Consider the following 19,450-nt stretch of genomic DNA (forward strand, 5'->3'; position numbering starts at 1 on the left):
ACCCGGGCAATTGTTCATTTCATTGAAATATCTTCTTCAATTTTCTTGCCGACATAAACCAGAAGGTCCCCCGCCTCAACGTCTATTTTTTCACAATTGGATGGCAGGATCAGTAATTTTCCGGTTTTATTCTTTTTGAGGAACAACGGGATGGAATATTCTTTTTGATTGATCATGTTGACGATCTTTTCGAATTGTGCTTTGGAGGATAACGGGTGTTCGTGGATTACCGGATAATCCCTGACGACCTCACTCAGGTTGAGATAATCATCGACACAGGAAAACAGCCCGTCTTTTGGAATCAGGTTTTTGGGACCCTTTAATTCATCCTGGCTGATAAGGCGGTGGACTTTATCCTCACCAAGGCTTTTGGCAAATCTTTTCACCGCAAACAGGTTGACATCTGTACTCCCGGTCATGGCCAATACTTCGCCGATCTCCAGTAATTCAAAATTATCGATCAGTGTTTCAGAGTAAATATCTTCTTCAATGGCATTCAGGCCCTCGGCTTTGGCTCTTGCCACAAGATTGGCTGCCCTGTCGATGATCACCACGGATCGTCCTGATTTTTCAAGATAAGCGCCGATAAGTCTTGCGGCCTTATTAGCACCAACGATAAGGATACCTTCCGCTTTTTCTTTCACGACACCCAGCCATCGGGCCACAATCCGGGCAGTGGTGGCATTGATGAGTACCGTTCCGGAAACTACCATAAAAACCAGCGGAGCAATGTATTCTGCCCCCGGAACCTTGCCTGTTAGTTTGATCCCGAAAAGAGAAGCAACCCCTGCGGCTACTATTCCCCGTGGGCCTACCCAGGCAATGAATGTTTTTTCACTGAAATTGAGTGTTGATCGAAAACTACTGGAATAAATGGATAGCGGCCTGAGTACAAGAATGATAAACAAAAAGAGGTACAATACCTTCCATTCCAGTAGCAGGTAAATATCGTCAATATCAAAATTTGCGGCAAGTAAAATGAACAAAATTGAAATGAGCAGAACGCTCAGGGATTCTTTAAAATCGAGAATGTTTTTCAATTGAGGAAGGTCCAGATTTCCAAGTACCATTCCCATGATCACCACAGAAAGTAAACCCGATTCATGCTCAAGCTGGTCAGAGGCTACAAAAACGCCCAAAACCAATGCGAGGGTAAAAACATTAAGCAAATAGTGAGGGATGAGGTTGCGTTGGATCATCAGGTTTAGCAAGTGGGCTGCTGTAAATCCCAGGCTTATCCCTACAATTACAATTCTCAGGAAAGAAATGATGGCATGGACGGTGAACATCTGTTCCTCTCCGCTTATGATAAAATCATAAACGAGTACCGCTACCAGCGCGCCTATGGGGTCAATGAGAATACCTTCCCATTTCAAAACGGTAGTTACATTCTTTTTGAGGGGGAGGTTTCGTAAAATAGGCGTAATCACGGTAGGGCCTGTTACAATAATAAGGCCTGAGAACAAAAAACATATTTTCCAGCTCAGTTCTAACAGAAAATGTGTACCAATGGCACCTCCAACAAATGTTATCAATGAACCCAGGGTAATGATACGCATGATCGTTGGGCCAACGACTTTTACTTCCTTAAGTTTTAAGGTCAATCCTCCTTCGAATAAAATGATGCCAATAGACAGGGAAACAAAATAAAACAGGCTTTCGCCGGGAAAGAGCCCCTGCCCTATGGCGGGATCGTAAACCGGTTCGATCCATTTTGCGCCGCCTTCCTCAAAAAGGGAAGAAACGGGGCCAAAAAAAAGACCGATGAGGATCAAAGGTAGGATAGCTGGCACCTTGGTTCGCCATGCAATCCATTGAGCGGAGATACCGAGGATGACCAGTCCAGCAAGTTCAAGCATTTATGTTTTTTTAAACGTAAAAATAATACAATATAACGACGGAAATCCCTCATTGTTTAGATTGACCGGAATGGTTCGATTTTTTCAGACCGTTAAAATCGTTGGCGCATGACTTCATAAAGCATAATCCCTGCGGCAACGGAAACATTAAAAGAATCCGTAGTGCCTACCTGCGGAATGATAAACAATTCATCTGCGTTCCTTTCCACCCCGGTACTGATTCCCTCTCCTTCTGATCCGACGATCAATGCTATCGGAGCGGTAAGGTCAAAATCGAAAATCAGTTTTGTGGCTTCAAGGCTGCTGGCCAACACCTGGATGCCGGATAATTGCATGGTTTCAATAGCGGTGACCAGGCTGTTTTCGCGGCAAACCGGGATTTTTGTAAGGGCCCCCGCCGAAGTTTTTAAAGCTTCTTCATTGATGAATGCGCTTCCCTTTTTTGGTACGACCAGGGCATGTGCTCCGCTGATTTCCGCCGAGCGGGCTATGGCACCAAAATTTCTTACATCCGTAACGCCATCAAGAATCATAATGAGCGGATTCTGGTTTTTTTCGTAAATGGATGGAAGCAAATCTTCGATCTGGTAATAAGGTATAATGGCCACCAAACCTACAACACCCTGGTGATTGGCATTGGTGAATTTATTGAGTTTTTCCTTGGGTGCAACAGTCATAGGTATATTATGGCTGGTGCACAAATGGCGCAGTTCTTTTTCAAATTCTCCACGAGTACCCTGCTGTAAAATAATTTTATCAAAGTTGGTTCCCTCTTTGATCGCATCAATTACAGGATGTCTGCCGTATATCAGTTGTGTTTTTTCATTTTTCATCGCAGGAAAGGTCGTAAAAAAAGAGGAGTTGTGCAAGAACTATGCGGAGATGAACCAAAATTTAAAGAAGGAGAATCATAAATTCCTGTTGGGAGTGCTGAATAGGGAACACTGATTAACGAATAAAGAAAAAAATCAAGGCTTGGCATATTACGAACCTTGTTTCATACTCCATTCATTTGCTCAAAGCATCAACTCTTTCAGGTGTCCCCGGCCAAAGAAAAATGATAATAGAGAAATGTAGTGATGGGCTATATTTTTTTTATTTTAGAGGTAATGATCTCATCATATTCGGCCAGAATCCTTTCTAAATTTTGATACCGGTATCCGCGCTTTCCGATTTTTTGCGCCAATTCGGGAGCTTTTTCTTCAATGAGCCTGGAAAATTTGTTTTTAAAATGCTTGCGCTTTAAGACAAAAAGAGATTTTTTATCATGTTTGATCCAGAATGTTTTTTGATTGGCCGAATAAGAATTTACCTGCTGACCCCGAATGACCCAATTTACCTGGATCTCAGGATATTTAAAAAGACTGATTTCCTCCCCCTGGTACAATAATTGTAAAAAAATCCATCGACCCTGGTAATAAAGGCTTTCGAAAACAAATTGATCGTTTCCTTTTAGATACACAAACCCTTTTATGAGGGCCGGGTTGTAATGGTAGATGGTGCCAAAATCATTGATAAAAGCTACCGCCACATTAAACTCGGAACTATTCACTTGTTCAATGGTTCCAGAAATATATTTTCCGTCAAGGGTGATGACATATCCTCTTAAGGATTCACTTTTTACCGTAAGGAAACCACCACAAAAAAGGAGCAAAAGGGTCAATTTACGCATGGCATTGAGATGTAGAGTGAAATAACAAACATCAAAATACAAAAAAAATAAAAATGATGCACGGCTTGCTTGAATAAAATGTCGGCAAAATTTGAATTAACAATGTTTATGCAAAATAAAGTCTATGTTTTTTTTTATGATAAGGAAGGATGGTTGATTTTTTTGATCTTTTATTGTCCGGGAAGTTTGAAACGTACCGAAAGATTAAACCTAACGTTTACGGGGTTGCCTCTTTGTTTTCCGGGAATCCAGAGGATACCATTTTCATTCATGCTGTTGACTATTCTTACGGCTTCGGCCCCACAGCCGCCTCCTATATCTCTTATGACTTTTATATCCTTTAAAGTTCCGGTTTTAGTGACCATAAAACTCAGTACGCAGGTACCTTCAATGCCGTTCGCTTTGGCTTCTTCAGGGTATTTAATGTTGGCATAAATATAATCATTCAATTTTTCATTGGCACAGGCCTGTCTGTCGGCCGCCGGTTCAACCGGATTTTCACAACCGGGAAACCTGGGCATATTTTCCGCTACCTTGAAAATTTTCTCTGTTTCGGAAGGTGGAGGAGGGGGCGGGGCAATTGGAATTTCCTCCAGGTCATTTTCGGAAATGGTCTCGGCTTCTATCATCTCAGTTGTTTTTTCCTGGTTAGCAGTTATTTCTTTTTTTCTGATACTACAGGAAAAAACCAATAAAAAAGAAAGGTATACCAAAACACACGTGAAGAGTTGATTCATGCTATAGTTTTTTTGATTTTAAACGCAAAGAGCGCCAAGAAGGTGCAAATGGAACATCCCTACCGTTAGGTCGGGAGCACGCAGCGTATTTTTCTGAACACTCCTATTACGATTAAAAAATAAAAGAAGGTTCTGTCAGGTATGGAGATAAATATGACCTTGTAGTTTCCAGGAGTTTTTCGGCCACGGCGAGATCATAACTTTCTTCCGTAATTTTTTTTATTTTGCAGTCAGCATAATACTCTCCTGAGGTCAAATCCTTAACCGGCGTTTCCACTAAATTCAAAAGAGTACGTGCCCCTTTTTTCGGGGATTTGCCCATCAGCCGGAAAATCGCCTTCGCCAACCTATTAAAATCCCTTCCGAGTTCTGTTTTTACAAGTCCGGGATGCTGAGAATAAATGTTGATATTTTTCTCAGCAAGGTATCTGCTAATTAGGATAATTCCCAATTTGGATTGCCTGTAAGCATCAAAACCTGTGAATTTCTTCCTGGATTCCAGGTCTTCAAAATGAATGATGCCCTGGTGTAAAGCGGAAGCGGTATTGATTATTTTGGGTTCCGGGGATTGCTCCAGCATTCCAGAAAGCAAATGAATGATTAAAACCGGGGCCAGCAAGTTGATTTGAAAAGTTTGTTCAATATCGTTGGCGGATGCTCTGAAATTAAAATTCATGACCCCCGCATTATTGATGATCATATCTAAACGATCATACTTTTTCTGTACTTCATGGCAGGCGGAAACGATGGACTCAAAGGAATCGAGGTCGCATTTAATGAGATCGATCTGCCCTTTGCCATCCGGATAATTTTTAAGGTATGAGGCCAAAAGTTCATGGCCTTTTTCCTGGTTTCTGGATGTGGCTACCACCAGAGCTCCTTGGCTGGCCATGTGACAGGCAGCCACTTTACCAAAACCCGAAGTTGCCCCGGTCATGAAAATTATTTTATTTTTTAATTTCATTTGTATTTATTCGATAAATAGCTGAATTCACATTTAAGTAAGTCATTAAGGTACCGCATTGGGCGGCGTATGATTCATAAGGTACTGTGTCAAAAGGGTATAGAGATGCCTGCGGGTATTGGGGCCTTCATAAATGCCATGAGACCGGTTCGGGTAAGGCATTACCTGGAATTGTTTGTTTTGTTTTACCAGTTCGTTGATCAGCATTTCGGTGCCCTGGTAATGTACATTGTCATCCCCGGTACCGTGAACAATCAGAAGGTTGCCCTCCAGGTTCCTGGCATAGGTAATGGGAGAACCTTTGATAAAATCTTCCATATTTTCCTGCGGCAGGCCCATATATCTTTCCTGGTAAATATTATCATAAGCCAATTGATAGGGAACCGGGGCAACAGACATGCCGGTTTGGTAGATATCCGGATATTTAAACATCAGGTTTAAAGTCATGGATCCGCCCCCGCTCCATCCCCAAACGGCTGTTCTTTCCTCATCCAGATAATCAAGTTTCAGCATTTCCTTTGCCGCCAGGGCCTGGTCTTTTACATTGATGTCCCCTATTTTGCGATAAATGATTTTCCTCCATTTGCTGCCTTTCAGACAGGGCGTGCCGCGGTTGTCCATATCAATGATGAAGTATCCTTTTTGCGCCATCATTATTTCCCATAAACCGATAGGGGTATCCAGGGCTACCTGGCTCCATGGTTCTCCGTAAACATGGAAAAGCACCGGGTATTTTTTATTGGGATCGAAGTTGACGGGCATGACCATTTTGACATCCATTTCAATCCCTTCTTCAGTAGTGACCGTGGTAAATTTTACTTCCGGAAGGGCAAGGGTGGAAAGTTTCTTTTTAAAGGCTTCATTATCCACGAGGGTAGTGATGGTTTTATGGTCGGGCAAACTGATCAGCCTCACGGTCTGGGGCGCGTTGGTACTTTGATGATAGTGTATGGCATAAGCTCCGTTAGGCGAAATGTCATAAGTATTGATCCCTTCAAAAGATTCAGGGGTCAGGCGTCTGGGTTTGGCGTTTCCGGCCAAAGTCACACTAAAAAGATAACGCTGGGTACTATTGTCGGGAGAAGCGATAAAAAAAAGAGTGCCGTCGGTGGCGGTGGACATTGAAGCGACATCGTAATCCCCTGGTGTGACCAGCGTTTTATTTCCCGTGGCAATATCCACTTTGTACACATGACGCCACTCGTCGTTTTCTGTCATTCTGAGGAAGGCGGTTTTTCCGTTTACCAGGGGCAAATCATTGTTGCCCCATCCATTGGCAGATATATCCGGATAACTGATATCTACCCAGGTATCCTCTCTTTCGGTATATATTTTTTTCAGTGTTTTTGTAGAAGGCTGATAACTCCAGACGATCAGCTGGTTTTGTTTTCGGTTCATCTGTTGAATGAGCAAGAGGTCATGATTCACCCATTGCATGCCGGGAATATAATTTTCCCTCAAACCACCTTCCAGCGGAACCCAGTGAATTTTATTATTGGATAAATTGACCAGGCCGATTCGGGCGGCAGAGGGTTCTTCTCCCACTTTTGGATATTGAATGGGAATAGGCCGGGAGTAAATAGAGTCCGTATTGTTGATCATGTAAAAGGTGCCCGTATTGGAGGCATCCAGTTGCCAAAAGGCAATGTTTTTTGCATCCGGGCTCCAGGAGAATCCGTCTCTTTTGCCAAATTCTTCCTCATAAACCCAGTCGAAAGTACCGTTGATGATGTCTTTATTACCATCGTGTGTTAATTGGGTTACCTTTCCGGTTGAAAAGTCTTCTTTATAAATATTGAATTTTTGAACGTAAGCGACGTACTTATTGTCTGCAGAAAATTTGGCAAACATCAGGGAGGAAGATTCAAATGTTTTTCCCAGTTGTTTTAATTGTTTGCTTTCCAGGTCATATACCCAGTAATCCCCTTTGGTATTGGAACGCCATACACGGCTCGAATTGGTAAAGATCAACACTTTGGTGCCGTCAGGAGAGAGAGAGAAACTTTCAATAGGTAAGCTTTTCCCGGCTATTGTTAAGGCTTCAGCGCCAACAAAAAGCGTTCTGTTTTGTGTTTTGCTGTCGTACCGAATTAATTCATCTCCTCCTGCTTCAGTACTGGACGATTCTATGGTAACATAAGCCGCTCCGTTTTCTATCCACTGAATGGGCCGTTGAAAGTCTCTCCGGAATTCTCCGGAATTAAAAATGCGGTCAATGGTGAGCATGCTTGATTCCACAACCTCCTGGGCTTTGATGAGGTGGGACGTGGATAACAAAAGGCAGCAAAAAATGTATAGAATTTTTTGACGATTCATAATGGTGATAATATGATGGTTAAAAAGAGACATCATGTAAATATACGCAAGCCCTTTTTAAAATCAGTCCTTTTCGATTTTGTATCTCAGTCCAAGGTAAATCTCCCGTCCCCTCGTAGGGCCCCAGGCAAAAGAGGTGTCGAAATTAGGACCAAAAGGATCTTCCCAACTGATGATGGGGCGTTGCTGCCGGAAGTCAAAAATATTCTCGCATCCGGTGTACACTTCGAAGGCTTTTAACTTATAGGTGAATTGCGCATTGACTACTGAGAACGGTTCCGAATGATCAGGTCTTTGGAAGGCGGCATCACTGGATTCTGTGTCAGGCAATCGTTGTTGGCCGTACCAGTGCATGTTGATATCTATGTGGAATTTGCGAGACAATGGCTTGAAGCTGAAAGTCGCCAGGAATTTGTGGGCGGGATTAAAGGGCAGTGCTTGTTTTGTGCCTTCTACCATACGGTAAACGTCGAGGAAAGTATAACCGGTCTTCCATTCGAAACGTTCCAGGATGTGGAGGAACAATTCCGCCTGGAATCCATTACTGGTGCTGTTGCCCGTAAAATTTTTAACAATGGCTTTTGTAGGGTTCGCATCATAATCGGGGAATATCTGGTTCTGGAAATCGGTACGGTAAAAATCGGTGCTCAGGTAACCGGAGAAATTGGCGGCTTCAAATTTCTGGGTATAGTTGATCCCATAGTTCAGGGCCCGCTCCGGGTTCAGGTTTTCTGCAAAAACGATGTCCCGGGAACTCACGAGCAGGTTGATGTTTTCACTGAAAAGATTCACGGTCCGCCAACCGGTTCCAATATTGGCCCGAATAACGGCCTGGGGGGTAACGTTGTATTTTAGCAAAGTTCTCGGCGTAAGGCTAAAACCAAACTGGTTATGATGGTCGCCGCGGATTCCGGCGATCCAGGTGAGTTTGTTGTCGAAAAATCGCATCGTATTTTCTACAAAACTTCCCGGAATGCGTTCTGTTTTTTTGTATTCGCCGGCAAAGGTTCTTTCAAGGCTATTTTCTGTAAACGAAATATTCTCATCGAGATTCAAATAACGATAGCTCACCCCGGTCTTTAATTCGTGTGCCTTGCCATAATTAAGTTCATATTGTAAATTGCCGTAAAAATTATTTTGACCGGCCAGGTATTTCGTGGTGCCAAAGTAGGATTCCTGGTCCTGGTGAAAAGCGGACATATGAAGCACGATGCCGTGAGTGTCGTTGAACCGGTAGTTTGTTTTTGTAAGGATTTCAGCATGGTTGATCTTCACGGTTTGTCCATAAGCAATGGAACTGCCCTGGTCATTTTCCGGATCAAAAAAGGTCTGTCCGCCAACCCGTTTTTCATTCATCAATTTTACGCCTATCGTCGAACTCCATCCCCATTCGGTGTCTTTCCTGTATTTGAATTTTTCGGAAACGGAATACCGGGTGATGAGCGGCAAGTCCAGAAAATAGTCGTTATCCCGATCTGTTTTTTTACCGGGTTGCGCGGTATGCAGGGCGATGAGGTTGCTCCACTTTTTTCCCGAATAGGCCACATTGGCATTGAATTGCTTTTCGAGGAAACTGTTCATATAAACATTGAGCAGCAGCTTGTCTGTATTGTCCGGGGATTTGGTTAATACATTGATCTGTCCGGTGATGCTTTCAAATCCCTGCAATACGCTATTGGCTCCTTTCGCCACAAAAATATTGTCGACCAAAGTTCCCGGCACACTGCTGATGCCATAGGTATAGGAAAGCCCCTGGATGACCGGAAAGCCGTCGATCAGCACCTGATTGTACACCCCCGACAACCCCAGGATGCGCAGTTCCTTGGAATTGGTAATAATATTTGTCGTTTGCGGCTGTACGGTAAGTTGTGATTCAAAACATCCGGCCAGGTCACAACAGGCTGCTTTGCGCAGTTCAGTCTGGGTGATCTGTTGGGTTTTTATGGGGTCGATACTTGAAATGATGACTCCCGGACGTTCCCCTTTTACAACAACTGCTTCAAGTGTCTTAGAAGATCCCAGTGTAAATGTGATCGGTGCCGGTCCCGAAATATGAACCGTGTCAGGTTCATATCCCACATAGCTGGCCGAAAGCTTCTGACGCTTTTCAACCTGTCGGATTTCAAAAGTTCCGTCTGCTTCCGTAAATACCCCGACATTGGTGTCCAGCCAAAATACATTTGCTCTGACAACAGGTTCACCATTGTCGTCCACCACTTTTCCTATAATCGTTTGTGCATGCAAACAAAAAGGAAAAAGCAATAACATCACAAAAATATACTTTGACATGAATTATTTTTTTAAACCAACCCATCAAACCTGGTAAAACCCAGCAACCAGCAACCCCTTTACCCCTTTACCTTGTAAGGTCTGTCGTTGGGATTCTCGCATCCCGGCGTATCCTCAATGGCTGCCCGAATTTCTTTTTCGGTAACCACGGCAGGATTGAATGTAATGATAAAGGTGGAAGTAGGACCCATTTTGCCTTCTTCACAACTGCTCACCCCATCGAGCTTTTTTACGTTGGCGGCAATGTCTTTGAGGTCATTGGCGCAACCCACCCCTTTTACCTTGACGGTGATGGTTTCTGTTTTGTCTGCCAGTACTGTGGGGGAAGTGTTTTGAGCGGTGGCGGAAAAGCCGGAAAAAGCCATGGTCATAACGACCAGGAGAAGCGAAGGAATAAATTTCATGTGTTCGATTTTTTAATTTAGTGGTGCAAAAATAAGGGATTGTTGTCAAAGGGGAAAGCCTTTCGATGGATTTACATGTTGGCCGCCTGTCATTTCATGCGTTATGCCTGAAATCTGGCCGCTGCTTTTTTCCTGGAATGGAAATAATCATTTTTTAAAGAATCCGCGCTTATTTTGGTACGGAATCAACTGCGTTCAACATTGCACTATTTTAACATGGAACATTGAACAGTTCCCTTTACCTCCAACGAAAGTCCACCCAGGTTTTCTGTTGATGGGGCGACAAAAAAGTCCAGGCCAGTATCCTGCTTTTTTTATTCCCGTGAGCCATTGGAATGGTTTTGATTTCAGCGGCTTTGACAATCTTCAGCGATTCATAAGCACTTTTTAGGTTAGTCTCTTTTGAGATCAGGGAAGAAAACCAAAAGCAACGGGAAGCAAAAGTTTTACTTTGCCTGATCATGTCTTCGACGAATTTTTTTTCACCTCCTTCACACCAGAGTTCGTTTTGGGTGCCGCTGAAATTACGCAGGGGCCTGGCTGTTTTAGGGGCGTTCAGGTTTTTTAGTTTACGTGTTGTAGCCGATAGTGCTTCCTTTGCAGACGCATGAAAAGGAGGGTTGCATATCGAAAAATCGATGTACTCCCCTTTTTGAATCATACCCTGATAAATTTCTTTCGGGTTGGCTTGTAACCGGACGTCAATTTTTCCTGTTAATGCAGCATTGGCTTCGATGATAGCCCTGGCAGAAGTTACCGCAACCGGATCAATGTCAGCTCCGATAAACGACCAGCCATAAGTTGTGGTGCCTAAAACAGGATAAATGCAATTGGCGCCAACACCAATGTCGAGTCCTTTAATTTTATCCCCCGTAGGAATACGTTGATTATTACAAGAGGCTAATAAATCTGCGATGTGGTGAACATAATCGGCCCGGCCGGGGATGGGGGGACATAAATAACCAGTGGGAATGTCCCAGGAGTCGATGTGGTAAAAATGCCTGAGTAAGGCTTTGTTTAGCATTTTTACGGCCTCGGGGTTGAAAAAATCTATAGATTCGTCCTGGTGATCATTCAAACGGACAAAGGGCTCCAATTCCGGACAATTGCCAACCAGCGTTTTGAAATCATAACGTCCGCGATGTGGGTTACGGGGATGTAAACCCGGTTGCTGTTTTAGTTTCTTTTTATCCTTCATTTTTGCTTAGTGAAATAATCCTGTCAATCATCCTGGCAGGCCCGTCAGGAAACCAGAGGTTGGCCATCCAGGTTGGCAGACTACTTACGGGTTGAAATTTGGATTTTAGGGTGATCTTTATTTTCCCGTTATCCAGTTTGGTGAAAATATAGTCAGTATTATAGAGTAATATTCTTTTTACATCCTTTCTTCCTATTTTATTCGGACTGGCCGTAGAAACAAAAGTGGCGGTCTGTCCATCATTGCTAAATAAAAATCGGGTGACACTATCCGAATTAGGTAAGGGCCACGGCATATCCGTATAGTAATAATTATACCACTCTGATTCGCTCTCTTTCTCCAGCATTTCGGTTTTTGCTGTATAATCAAAGATTTTTTTGTGCAAGGCCGTGTTTTTCATAACCTTGATACAGGATTCAAAATTTGCTTCCACTTCGGCTATCGCTATGTATTCAATGGTTTGTACGACTTCGCCCCCCGGGCCGGGTTGATCGCTGATCAATGATTTGACTTCGGTATTTCTTATTTTGGAAATTTCCGTCGTCCATTTTTTATTTTGTGCCCCGGCCAGATTTACAGCCCCAAAAAACAGGGTGAACAAGACTATTGTTTGTTGAGATGGCACGATTTGTATTGATGCTTTATTTATTAAATGAAGATTAAGCTACTCGCAGTTGGAGTTTGATCTGCAATTGCCGGAGTAGCTATATTATGCACAGTTTTTATTTCCATACTTTTTCCGCCTTCTTCAGCATCTTTTTTAATATTTTATGTGATTTGAGTTTTTTGTTAATCTTCCAGTTTTCTGGCTCATATTTCTTATTTATCATGTAGTTATCAAAATATTTAATTCCTTCATTTTTGCCAAATTTATATTTTATTTGGATGAAACTCGACGCCACAACGCTGTTCGTTTTGTATTCTTCATTTTCGAGCGTTTTCAAGTTCTTATTAAGAAAAACAAACAAATTATTACTAGTTAACAATTTAGCTGTATGAATTTTACAACAACTTATTTTTTGTATATATTTTTTGGTACCAATTTCCCAAATGTAAAATCGAAAAATGTTATTTCCTTTGCAAATGCATGTATCTGAATTTTCTGTCACCAAATAATCCCCAGAATGGTTTCCTGAATATAATTCAATTATTGTATCGATGTTTTGATTAATTAAAGAATCCCATTTTATTTTTCCGAACTCATGCAAGTCTATACTTAAATTCAAGTTTTCTTGGCTTTGAATTGAGTTGCAAATGGTAAAAGTACCAATGAAAATTAAGATATACTTGATCATTTTTTAATTGTGTATACTATTATCGTGTAACAAAAATAATCGCTTTAAATAAAATTTCGATTGCCCAGTGCTTATTGAAATTAAATAATGAACCGCCGAATTAAAATTAGGTGCAGAGCACCTTAATCTGTGTTGGCAAACACAGATTAAGGAGATTCAAGGTGCAGCGCACCGCAACCTAAACCTTCGAACATCGAAAGAATGTTGCGGTGCGCTGCACCTTAGATAGATTTTTTAATCTTTTTACAACAAATTTTTCGGTGCTCTGCACCTATTATAATTTTCTGCGGCGTCAGGCAGGCTAAAGCACAGAGCGATGGATGGCTTTACAAAAATTAAATTTCCAGGAGAAATCTGTAAAATTTCTTTATTCAAAAAATATAATTAATCTTTTGTTACACAGTACTATGCCCGTAAACAAAAATAGCGGATTATCTACCATTTGTAAATAACCCGCTATTTTTTGAGCAAGAATGCTGTGCTTAAAACTCAGCCGTCTTCGGTGCTCTCGGGAAAGGAATCACATCCCTGATATTGCCCATGCCCGTGATGAACTGTACCATCCGCTCAAAACCCATTCCGAAACCGGCATGGGGCGTGCCGCCGAAATAGCGCAACTGGAGGTACCACCACAATTCTTCTTCTTCAATGCCGATGGCTTTCATTCTTTCGATCAAAACATCGGCTCTTTCCTCCCGCTGAGAACCGCCGATCACTTCTCCTATATAAGGGAAAAGCACATCCATGGCGGCTACGGTTTTGTCATCATCGTTCAGTCGCATATAAAAGGCCTTAATTTCTTTCGGATAATTCGTTACGATGACCGGTTTTTGGAATTTGCTTTCAACGAGCCAGCGTTCGTGCTCCGCCTGCAAATCTTTACCCCACTCTACCGGAAATTCGAATTTTCCTTTTTTATAAGGCTTGGAATTCCTTAAAATGTCAACGGCCTCTGTATAGGTAATTCTTTCAAAATCATTGTCCACCACGAATTTCAGCATTTCGATCAATCCCATCGGTCTGCGCTCCTCCTTTTTCATATTTTTCTCCAGGTCCTTGATGCGCTGATCCAGGAAAGCGAGGTCATCGGGATAGTTGTCGAGAATGAAATTGATGAGGTATTTGGAAAAATCTTCCGCGAGGTCCATATCGTCATTGAGGTCAGCGAACGCAATTTCCGGTTCTATCATCCAAAACTCGGCGAGGTGTCTGGAGGTATTGGAATTCTCGGCACGGAAAGTGGGACCGAAGGTGTAAACCTTGCCCAAAGCCATGGCACCAATCTCTGCCTGGAGCTGCCCTGAAACCGTCAGGTTGGTCGCTTTGCCAAAAAAGTCCTGGGACCAGTCGACATGCCCGTCTTCCGTTTTTGGCATGTTTTCCGGGTCAAAATTGGTTACCCTGAACATCTCCCCGGCGCCTTCAGCATCACTTCCGGTGATGATGGGCGTATGCATATAATAAAAACGATTTTTATGGTAATACTCATGGACGGCAAAAGCCACGGCATGACGGATGCGGAATACCGAACTGAAAGTGTTGGTACGCATACGGAAATGAGCATTTTCACGCAGAAACTCCATCGTCTGATGCTTAGGCTGAAGCGGGTATTTATCGAGATTGGTTTCTCCGATCACTTCAATGGTTTCGGCCAATACTTCCACCGACTGCCCGGCTCCCATGGATTCTACCAGTTGACCAGTTACTTTGATGCTGGCGTGGAAGCCTACTTTTTTGAGCAGGGTTTCATCAAATTTATCGAGATCCACCACCACCTGCAAATTATTGGCGCAGGATCCGTCGTTGAGGGCTATAAATCGGTTGGATCGAAAAGCACGTACCCATCCCATGACGGTTACTGTTTCGTTCAATTGTGGCGCAGCCAAAACCTGCGCAATTTCTGTCCTTTTGCTCATTGATCTAAGGTTAAAAGTCTAATGTCAAAAATCTATCATCTCAAAACAAGTCGCGAAAATAGCGAGTATTTACTAATACATCAAATTATTTGCGATAAAGGCTGGTTTATGAGGTAAAACACCGCTTTTTAATAAAAAATTCCCCTGGTCGTGTCAAATCATTACTTAAAATAATTGACTGGATAAACCCCGGAATATCCTGTTTTTTAAAATTATATTTTACCGGGCATTGCCATGGGCTGAATCAATAAATTCAGTAAAAAAATCTTTTAGAAGCCTTCAGAAACCAAATAGCGAGGGGAAAATAAACCGACAAAATTTATTTATAGAGCAATTTTAAGTACCTTCCTTTTTGTTTGCGTTAAAATAAATGTTTTTTATTTCGGTTTTTTCTTGAAATATAGATAGATAAATAGTTGGAAAAGGTGTTATTATATATTGAAATTAACATAAAAATGAAATAAAGTTAGAATGCCAATTGTCTTATTTTTTACCTAAAATGATTTATTATGAAAAAATTTTTTTTACTATCGATTTCACTTTTCCTTTTTTCTTTGACATGGGCTCAGACAACTGTTTCCGGAATCGTCACGGGTGGTGATGAAGGAGCGCTAATCGGGGCAACTGTACAGGTAAAAGGAACCTTAATCGGAACAGTCACCGACTTCGACGGAAATTATTCCATCCAGGTGCCTGAAGGGTCAAAAAAACTGGTCGTTTCCTATATTGGTTTCGCTACTCAGGAAGTTGAAATTACCGGAAATGTCGTAAATGTGGAATTGTCCAGCGGGGAATTGCTCTCCGAAATAGTCGTACTCGGATCCAGAAGTACAGGGCGTACCAAGCTCGAAACTACAGCCCCGGTGGATGTTCTGGATATTAAAGATATTGCCAATAATGGCCCCCAGACGACGGTGAATGAAATCCTCAATTATGTAGCACCATCCTTTTCCTCCAACAAACAAACGATCTCGGATGGAACGGATCATATTGATCCTGCCTCCCTTCGTGCTTTGGGGCCTGACCAGGTGTTGGTGCTTATCAACCGAAAACGCCGGCATACCACCTCCCTGGTCAACGTCAACGGAACTTTCGGCCGGGGAAACGTTGGAACAGATATGAATGCCATTCCGGTGGCAGCCATTGACCGTATCGAGGTTTTGAGAGACGGTGCCGCTGCACAATATGGCTCGGATGCCATCGCAGGGGTGATCAATATTGTGCTCAAGCAGGACAAGGGGGCCACTTTTTCAATAGGTACTGGTGCGTATATGACCAGTGAATTGCCGGAAGCCGATAAAGACAACGGGGTTGGTCTGGCGAATATGGATGGAGAGTCGGTTCAGATGAGTGTGAATTACGGTGCAGCCTTGGGAGAAAAAGGAGGATTTATCAATTTGACTGGTTCGTATGATCAGCGTAATTATACCAACAGAATGAAAGAATTGACCGGAAGAATCTTCTCCGGGTACAATAACCCAGACTATCAAGGTGATCCGGGGGATGACATTACCGAATCCGAACTTGCCCTAAGAGGGTTAACCCGTTCCGATTTTAATATGCGGGTGGGTCAATCCGCATTACGCGCAGGTGGGGCTATGATGAATATGGAGCTGCCCGTTGGGAAAAATGCAACATTGTACGCTTTTGGAGGAGTGAATTACCGTCGGGGAGAGGCTACCGGGTTTTACCGCCTGCCTTACCAATCCAGAAACGTAATCGAAGTGTATCCAAACGGTTTCCTCCCGGAGATCAACTCCAATATTGTGGATAAATCCATTGCCATTGGTGTTCGTAACCGTGTTGGGAACTGGGATGTGGATTTTAGCAATACCTACGGTTCAAACGCCTTTGATTATTTGATTACCAATACATTAAATGCTTCATTGGAAACCGCTTCACCCACTTCTTTCAATTCCGGAGGATTTAGTTTTGCTCAAAATACGACCAACTTTGATATCCGCCGTTATTGGGATGATGTGATGTCAGGGTTCAACCTGGCTTTCGGGTCTGAGTTTCGTCTTGAAAATTATGAAATCACGGCCGGGGAAGAAGCTTCCTATACCAATTACGGACTGGCTACCTGGTATGAAACCCTGAATGGAGACTCTATTCTCATTCAGGATGGAAAAGGCCCGGTGAGTACAATTTTCGGCCCTGACGGGAGTGCTCGTCCGGGAGGAGCACAGGTATTCCCAGGCTTTAGCCCTAATAATGCTTTGAATGTCTTCAGAAACAGCATTGCTGCTTATGTGGATATGGAAGCAGACATTACCGATGCTTTCCTCGTGGGCGCCGCCGCTCGTTTTGAAAATTACAGTGATTTTGGATCTACCCTGACGGGTAAATTGTCTGCCCGGTATAAAATTTCAAACAATATGTCCATACGGGCCACAGGAAGTACCGGTTTCCGGGCTCCTTCGTTGCACCAACTGTATTTCAATTCGACTTCTACCCTTTTTGTTGACGGAATCCCCAATGAGGTGGGTACGTTTTCCAATGACAGCCGTCCTGCAAAATTGTTGGGCATTCCACAGTTGAAAGAAGAAACCTCAACCAGTGTGAGTGCCGGGATTACCGGACAGGTACCCGGGGCGAATTTAACCTTCACTCTGGATGGTTTTATTGTGAATATTGTGGATCGCGTGGTATTGACAGGGAGCTTTTCCGGCAATCAGAATGGTTCTGCTGTAGATCAGGAAATTTACAGCCTATTGCAACAGGCAAACGCCAGTAGTGCGACCTTCTTTGTCAACGCGATCGACACAAAAACCAGCGGTATTGATGTAGTATTGACGCATAATGCCAAAATAGGAAGCGGAAAACTGAGGACTTCCCTTGCAGGGACTTTTTCCAAAACAGAACTTGGGGACATTAAAACATCAGAACAATTGAAAGGAAAAGAGAGCACCTATTTTGATGAGACGAGCCGGATTTTCCTTGAATCTTCGGTTCCTAGAACCAAGGTCAACCTGACGTTTAATTATTCAGCAGGAAAATTCCATGCGTTACTGAGAAATGTATATTTCGGAGAGGTGCAGGAAGCTACCAATAATGAAGCCAACGCACAGATATTCGCAGCCAAAGTGGTGACCGACCTTAGTATCGGATATCAACTGATGGATAATTTGAACCTGACGATTGGTGCGAATAACCTTTTGGATGTTTATCCTGATATGAATATTGAAGCCAACCAGGGCAGCGGACAATTCTTGTACTCCAGACGTTCACAGCAGTTTGGATCGAATGGCCGCTACGTATTTGCCAGGTTGCAATTTGCCATTAAGTAAGTATCGCAGGGGTTAATTCCTGAAGTAAAATAAAAACGGGCGGCCTTAATGGTCGCCCGTTTTTATTTTACTTCAGGATCAGTTCTTTTCGGTCAGGTCCGGTAGAGACCATGCTGATGCGCACGTTGAGTTCCTGCTCCAGGGTGGAGAGGTAACTGCGGGCATTGTCGGGAAGATCTGCATACTCGGTTATCCCGGTCAGCGCCTTTTCCCATCCAGGATAGGAGGTGTAAACCGGAATAGCCGATTCGTCACAAAGATCAAACGGCAGTTGTTTTGTTGTTTTTCCGTTAATCTCATAAGCCCCGGCTGCTTTGATTTCAGAAAATTTATTCAGTACGTCAATTTTGGTGATGACCAGCTGGGTCACCCCGCTCAGCATGATGCTGTATTTCAACTGCGGTAAATCAATCCATCCGCAGCGGCGCGGCCGGCCGGTGGTGGCCCCGAATTCAAAACCTTCCTTGCGCAGGAATTCTCCTGTTTCATCGTTTAGTTCTGTTGGAAAAGGGCCAGATCCTACCCTTGTACAATAAGCCTTTGTAATACCGATAACCTCTCCTATTGAACTGGGTGCAACGCCCAGGCCGGTGCAAACACCTGCCGTAGTCGTATTGGAAGACGTGACAAAAGGATAAGTACCGTGGTCGATGTCGAGCATAGACCCCTGGGCGCCTTCCGCCAGAACTTTCTTGCCTTCGGCGAGGGCATTGTTGATAAAGTATTCCCCGTCCACATGAATAAGTGACCTGAGGGTTTCAATGCATTCGAACCATTGTTTTTCTTCCGTTTCCAGGTCAAAATCTATTGCGGGGAACAAGCTGATCAGGTTGAGGTGTTTTTCTTTCAGCGCATCGTATTTGGCTTTGAAATCATGACTGGTAAGGTCTCCAACGCGCAGTCCGTTCCGCCCCGTTTTGTCCATATAGGCGGGGCCGATGCCTTTTAAAGTGGAGCCGATCTTGCCTTTTCCTTTGGCATTTTCAGAAGCCGCATCAAGGTAACGATGGGTAGGCAGGATCAAATGGGCTTTGCGGGCGACAAACAAACGGTCCTGGTAGGAAACGCCTGCTGCGCTGATATTGGTCAGTTCCCTGGCAAGGGTGATGGGGTCAATGACCACTCCGTTACCGATCAGGTTTAATTGTTCCTTTCTGAAAATGCCGGAAGGCACGGTGTGGAGTACAAATTTCTTGCCGTCGAAGATCAGCGTATGCCCAGCATTGGGCCCTCCCTGGAAGCGGGCCACGATATCGTAATTCGGTGCGAGGAAATCCACGATCTTTCCTTTTCCTTCATCTCCCCATTGTAATCCAAGTATTACATCAATTGCCATTGGTTAGCTTTGTTTGGTGACCTTTAAAAACGCAGCGTAGTATTTTTGGAAAAACTGGTTTGATGTCAAAGTTGCGGGTTACAGGTTTTGATCACCCGTAACCCGTAACTAACCGACAATAAATTTCCGGTTAAATTTACTCCGTTTTATAAAGGAAACGATTTACTGAATCTA

Annotated in this window: 14 protein-coding genes; 1 reads left to right on the forward strand and 13 read right to left on the reverse strand. The window is 43.3% G+C overall.

Annotated features, from left to right (window positions below; genetic code table 11):
• Positions 1-14 precede the first annotated feature (14 nt).
• The 12 genes from H6571_14395 to asnS form a co-directional block, all read right to left on the reverse strand.
• Entirely contained in the window at positions 15-1,859 is a 1,845-nt protein-coding gene (locus tag H6571_14395) for a sodium:proton antiporter (protein ID MCB9324927.1), read from the reverse strand.
• A gap of 92 nt (positions 1,860-1,951) precedes the next feature.
• Positions 1,952-2,692 carry a 23S rRNA (guanosine(2251)-2'-O)-methyltransferase RlmB gene (rlmB, locus tag H6571_14400; GenBank protein MCB9324928.1) on the reverse strand — a complete coding sequence of 247 codons (741 nt, stop codon included), beginning with the start codon at positions 2,690-2,692 and terminating at the stop codon, positions 1,952-1,954.
• A gap of 251 nt (positions 2,693-2,943) precedes the next feature.
• Positions 2,944-3,531, reverse strand: a complete 588-nt coding sequence (locus tag H6571_14405) for a hypothetical protein (protein MCB9324929.1) — start codon at positions 3,529-3,531, stop codon at positions 2,944-2,946.
• Between the two features lie 170 nt (positions 3,532-3,701).
• Positions 3,702-4,268, reverse strand: coding sequence for an energy transducer TonB (locus tag H6571_14410; protein ID MCB9324930.1), 567 nt, complete (start codon positions 4,266-4,268; stop codon positions 3,702-3,704).
• 112 nt (positions 4,269-4,380) lie between these two features.
• Positions 4,381-5,232, reverse strand: a complete 852-nt coding sequence (locus H6571_14415; protein MCB9324931.1) for an SDR family NAD(P)-dependent oxidoreductase — start codon at positions 5,230-5,232, stop codon at positions 4,381-4,383.
• Between the two features lie 45 nt (positions 5,233-5,277).
• Complete coding sequence (locus tag H6571_14420) at positions 5,278-7,548, reverse strand: DPP IV N-terminal domain-containing protein (protein ID MCB9324932.1); 2,271 nt, start codon at positions 7,546-7,548, stop codon at positions 5,278-5,280.
• 63 nt (positions 7,549-7,611) lie between these two features.
• A complete protein-coding gene (locus H6571_14425) occupies positions 7,612-9,837 on the reverse strand; it encodes a TonB-dependent receptor (GenBank protein MCB9324933.1) in 2,226 nt (741 codons plus the stop codon).
• A 59-nt stretch (positions 9,838-9,896) separates the two neighbouring features.
• Positions 9,897-10,250 (reverse strand): heavy-metal-associated domain-containing protein, encoded by a 354-nt coding sequence (locus tag H6571_14430; protein ID MCB9324934.1) that lies wholly within the window; start codon positions 10,248-10,250, stop codon positions 9,897-9,899.
• A 229-nt stretch (positions 10,251-10,479) separates the two neighbouring features.
• Positions 10,480-11,439, reverse strand: coding sequence for a 23S rRNA (adenine(1618)-N(6))-methyltransferase RlmF (gene rlmF / locus H6571_14435; protein ID MCB9324935.1), 960 nt, complete (start codon positions 11,437-11,439; stop codon positions 10,480-10,482).
• On the reverse strand, positions 11,429-12,064 hold the full coding sequence (locus H6571_14440; protein ID MCB9324936.1) for a hypothetical protein: 636 nt from the start codon (positions 12,062-12,064) through the stop codon (positions 11,429-11,431). Before H6571_14440 ends, rlmF begins: the two co-directional genes overlap by 11 nt.
• 97 nt (positions 12,065-12,161) lie before the next feature.
• Entirely contained in the window at positions 12,162-12,734 is a 573-nt protein-coding gene (locus H6571_14445) for a hypothetical protein (GenBank protein ID MCB9324937.1), read from the reverse strand.
• 482 nt (positions 12,735-13,216) lie between these two features.
• On the reverse strand, positions 13,217-14,650 hold the full coding sequence (asnS, locus tag H6571_14450) for an asparagine--tRNA ligase (protein MCB9324938.1): 1,434 nt from the start codon (positions 14,648-14,650) through the stop codon (positions 13,217-13,219).
• A 509-nt stretch (positions 14,651-15,159) separates the two neighbouring features.
• On the opposite strand from asnS, the gene H6571_14455 reads away from it, so the two are divergent.
• Positions 15,160-17,940: a TonB-dependent receptor gene (locus H6571_14455; protein ID MCB9324939.1), complete on the forward strand. Its 2,781-nt coding sequence runs from the start codon at positions 15,160-15,162 to the stop codon at positions 17,938-17,940.
• Positions 17,941-18,007: 67 nt separating this feature from the next.
• Here the strand turns inward: H6571_14455 and H6571_14460 are convergent, their stop codons facing one another.
• Complete coding sequence (locus H6571_14460; GenBank protein ID MCB9324940.1) at positions 18,008-19,276, reverse strand: adenylosuccinate synthase; 1,269 nt, start codon at positions 19,274-19,276, stop codon at positions 18,008-18,010.
• Positions 19,277-19,450 lie beyond the last annotated feature (174 nt).

The organism is Lewinellaceae bacterium (genome assembly GCA_020636105.1).
In the GTDB taxonomy this organism is placed as follows: domain Bacteria; phylum Bacteroidota; class Bacteroidia; order Chitinophagales; family Saprospiraceae; genus BCD1.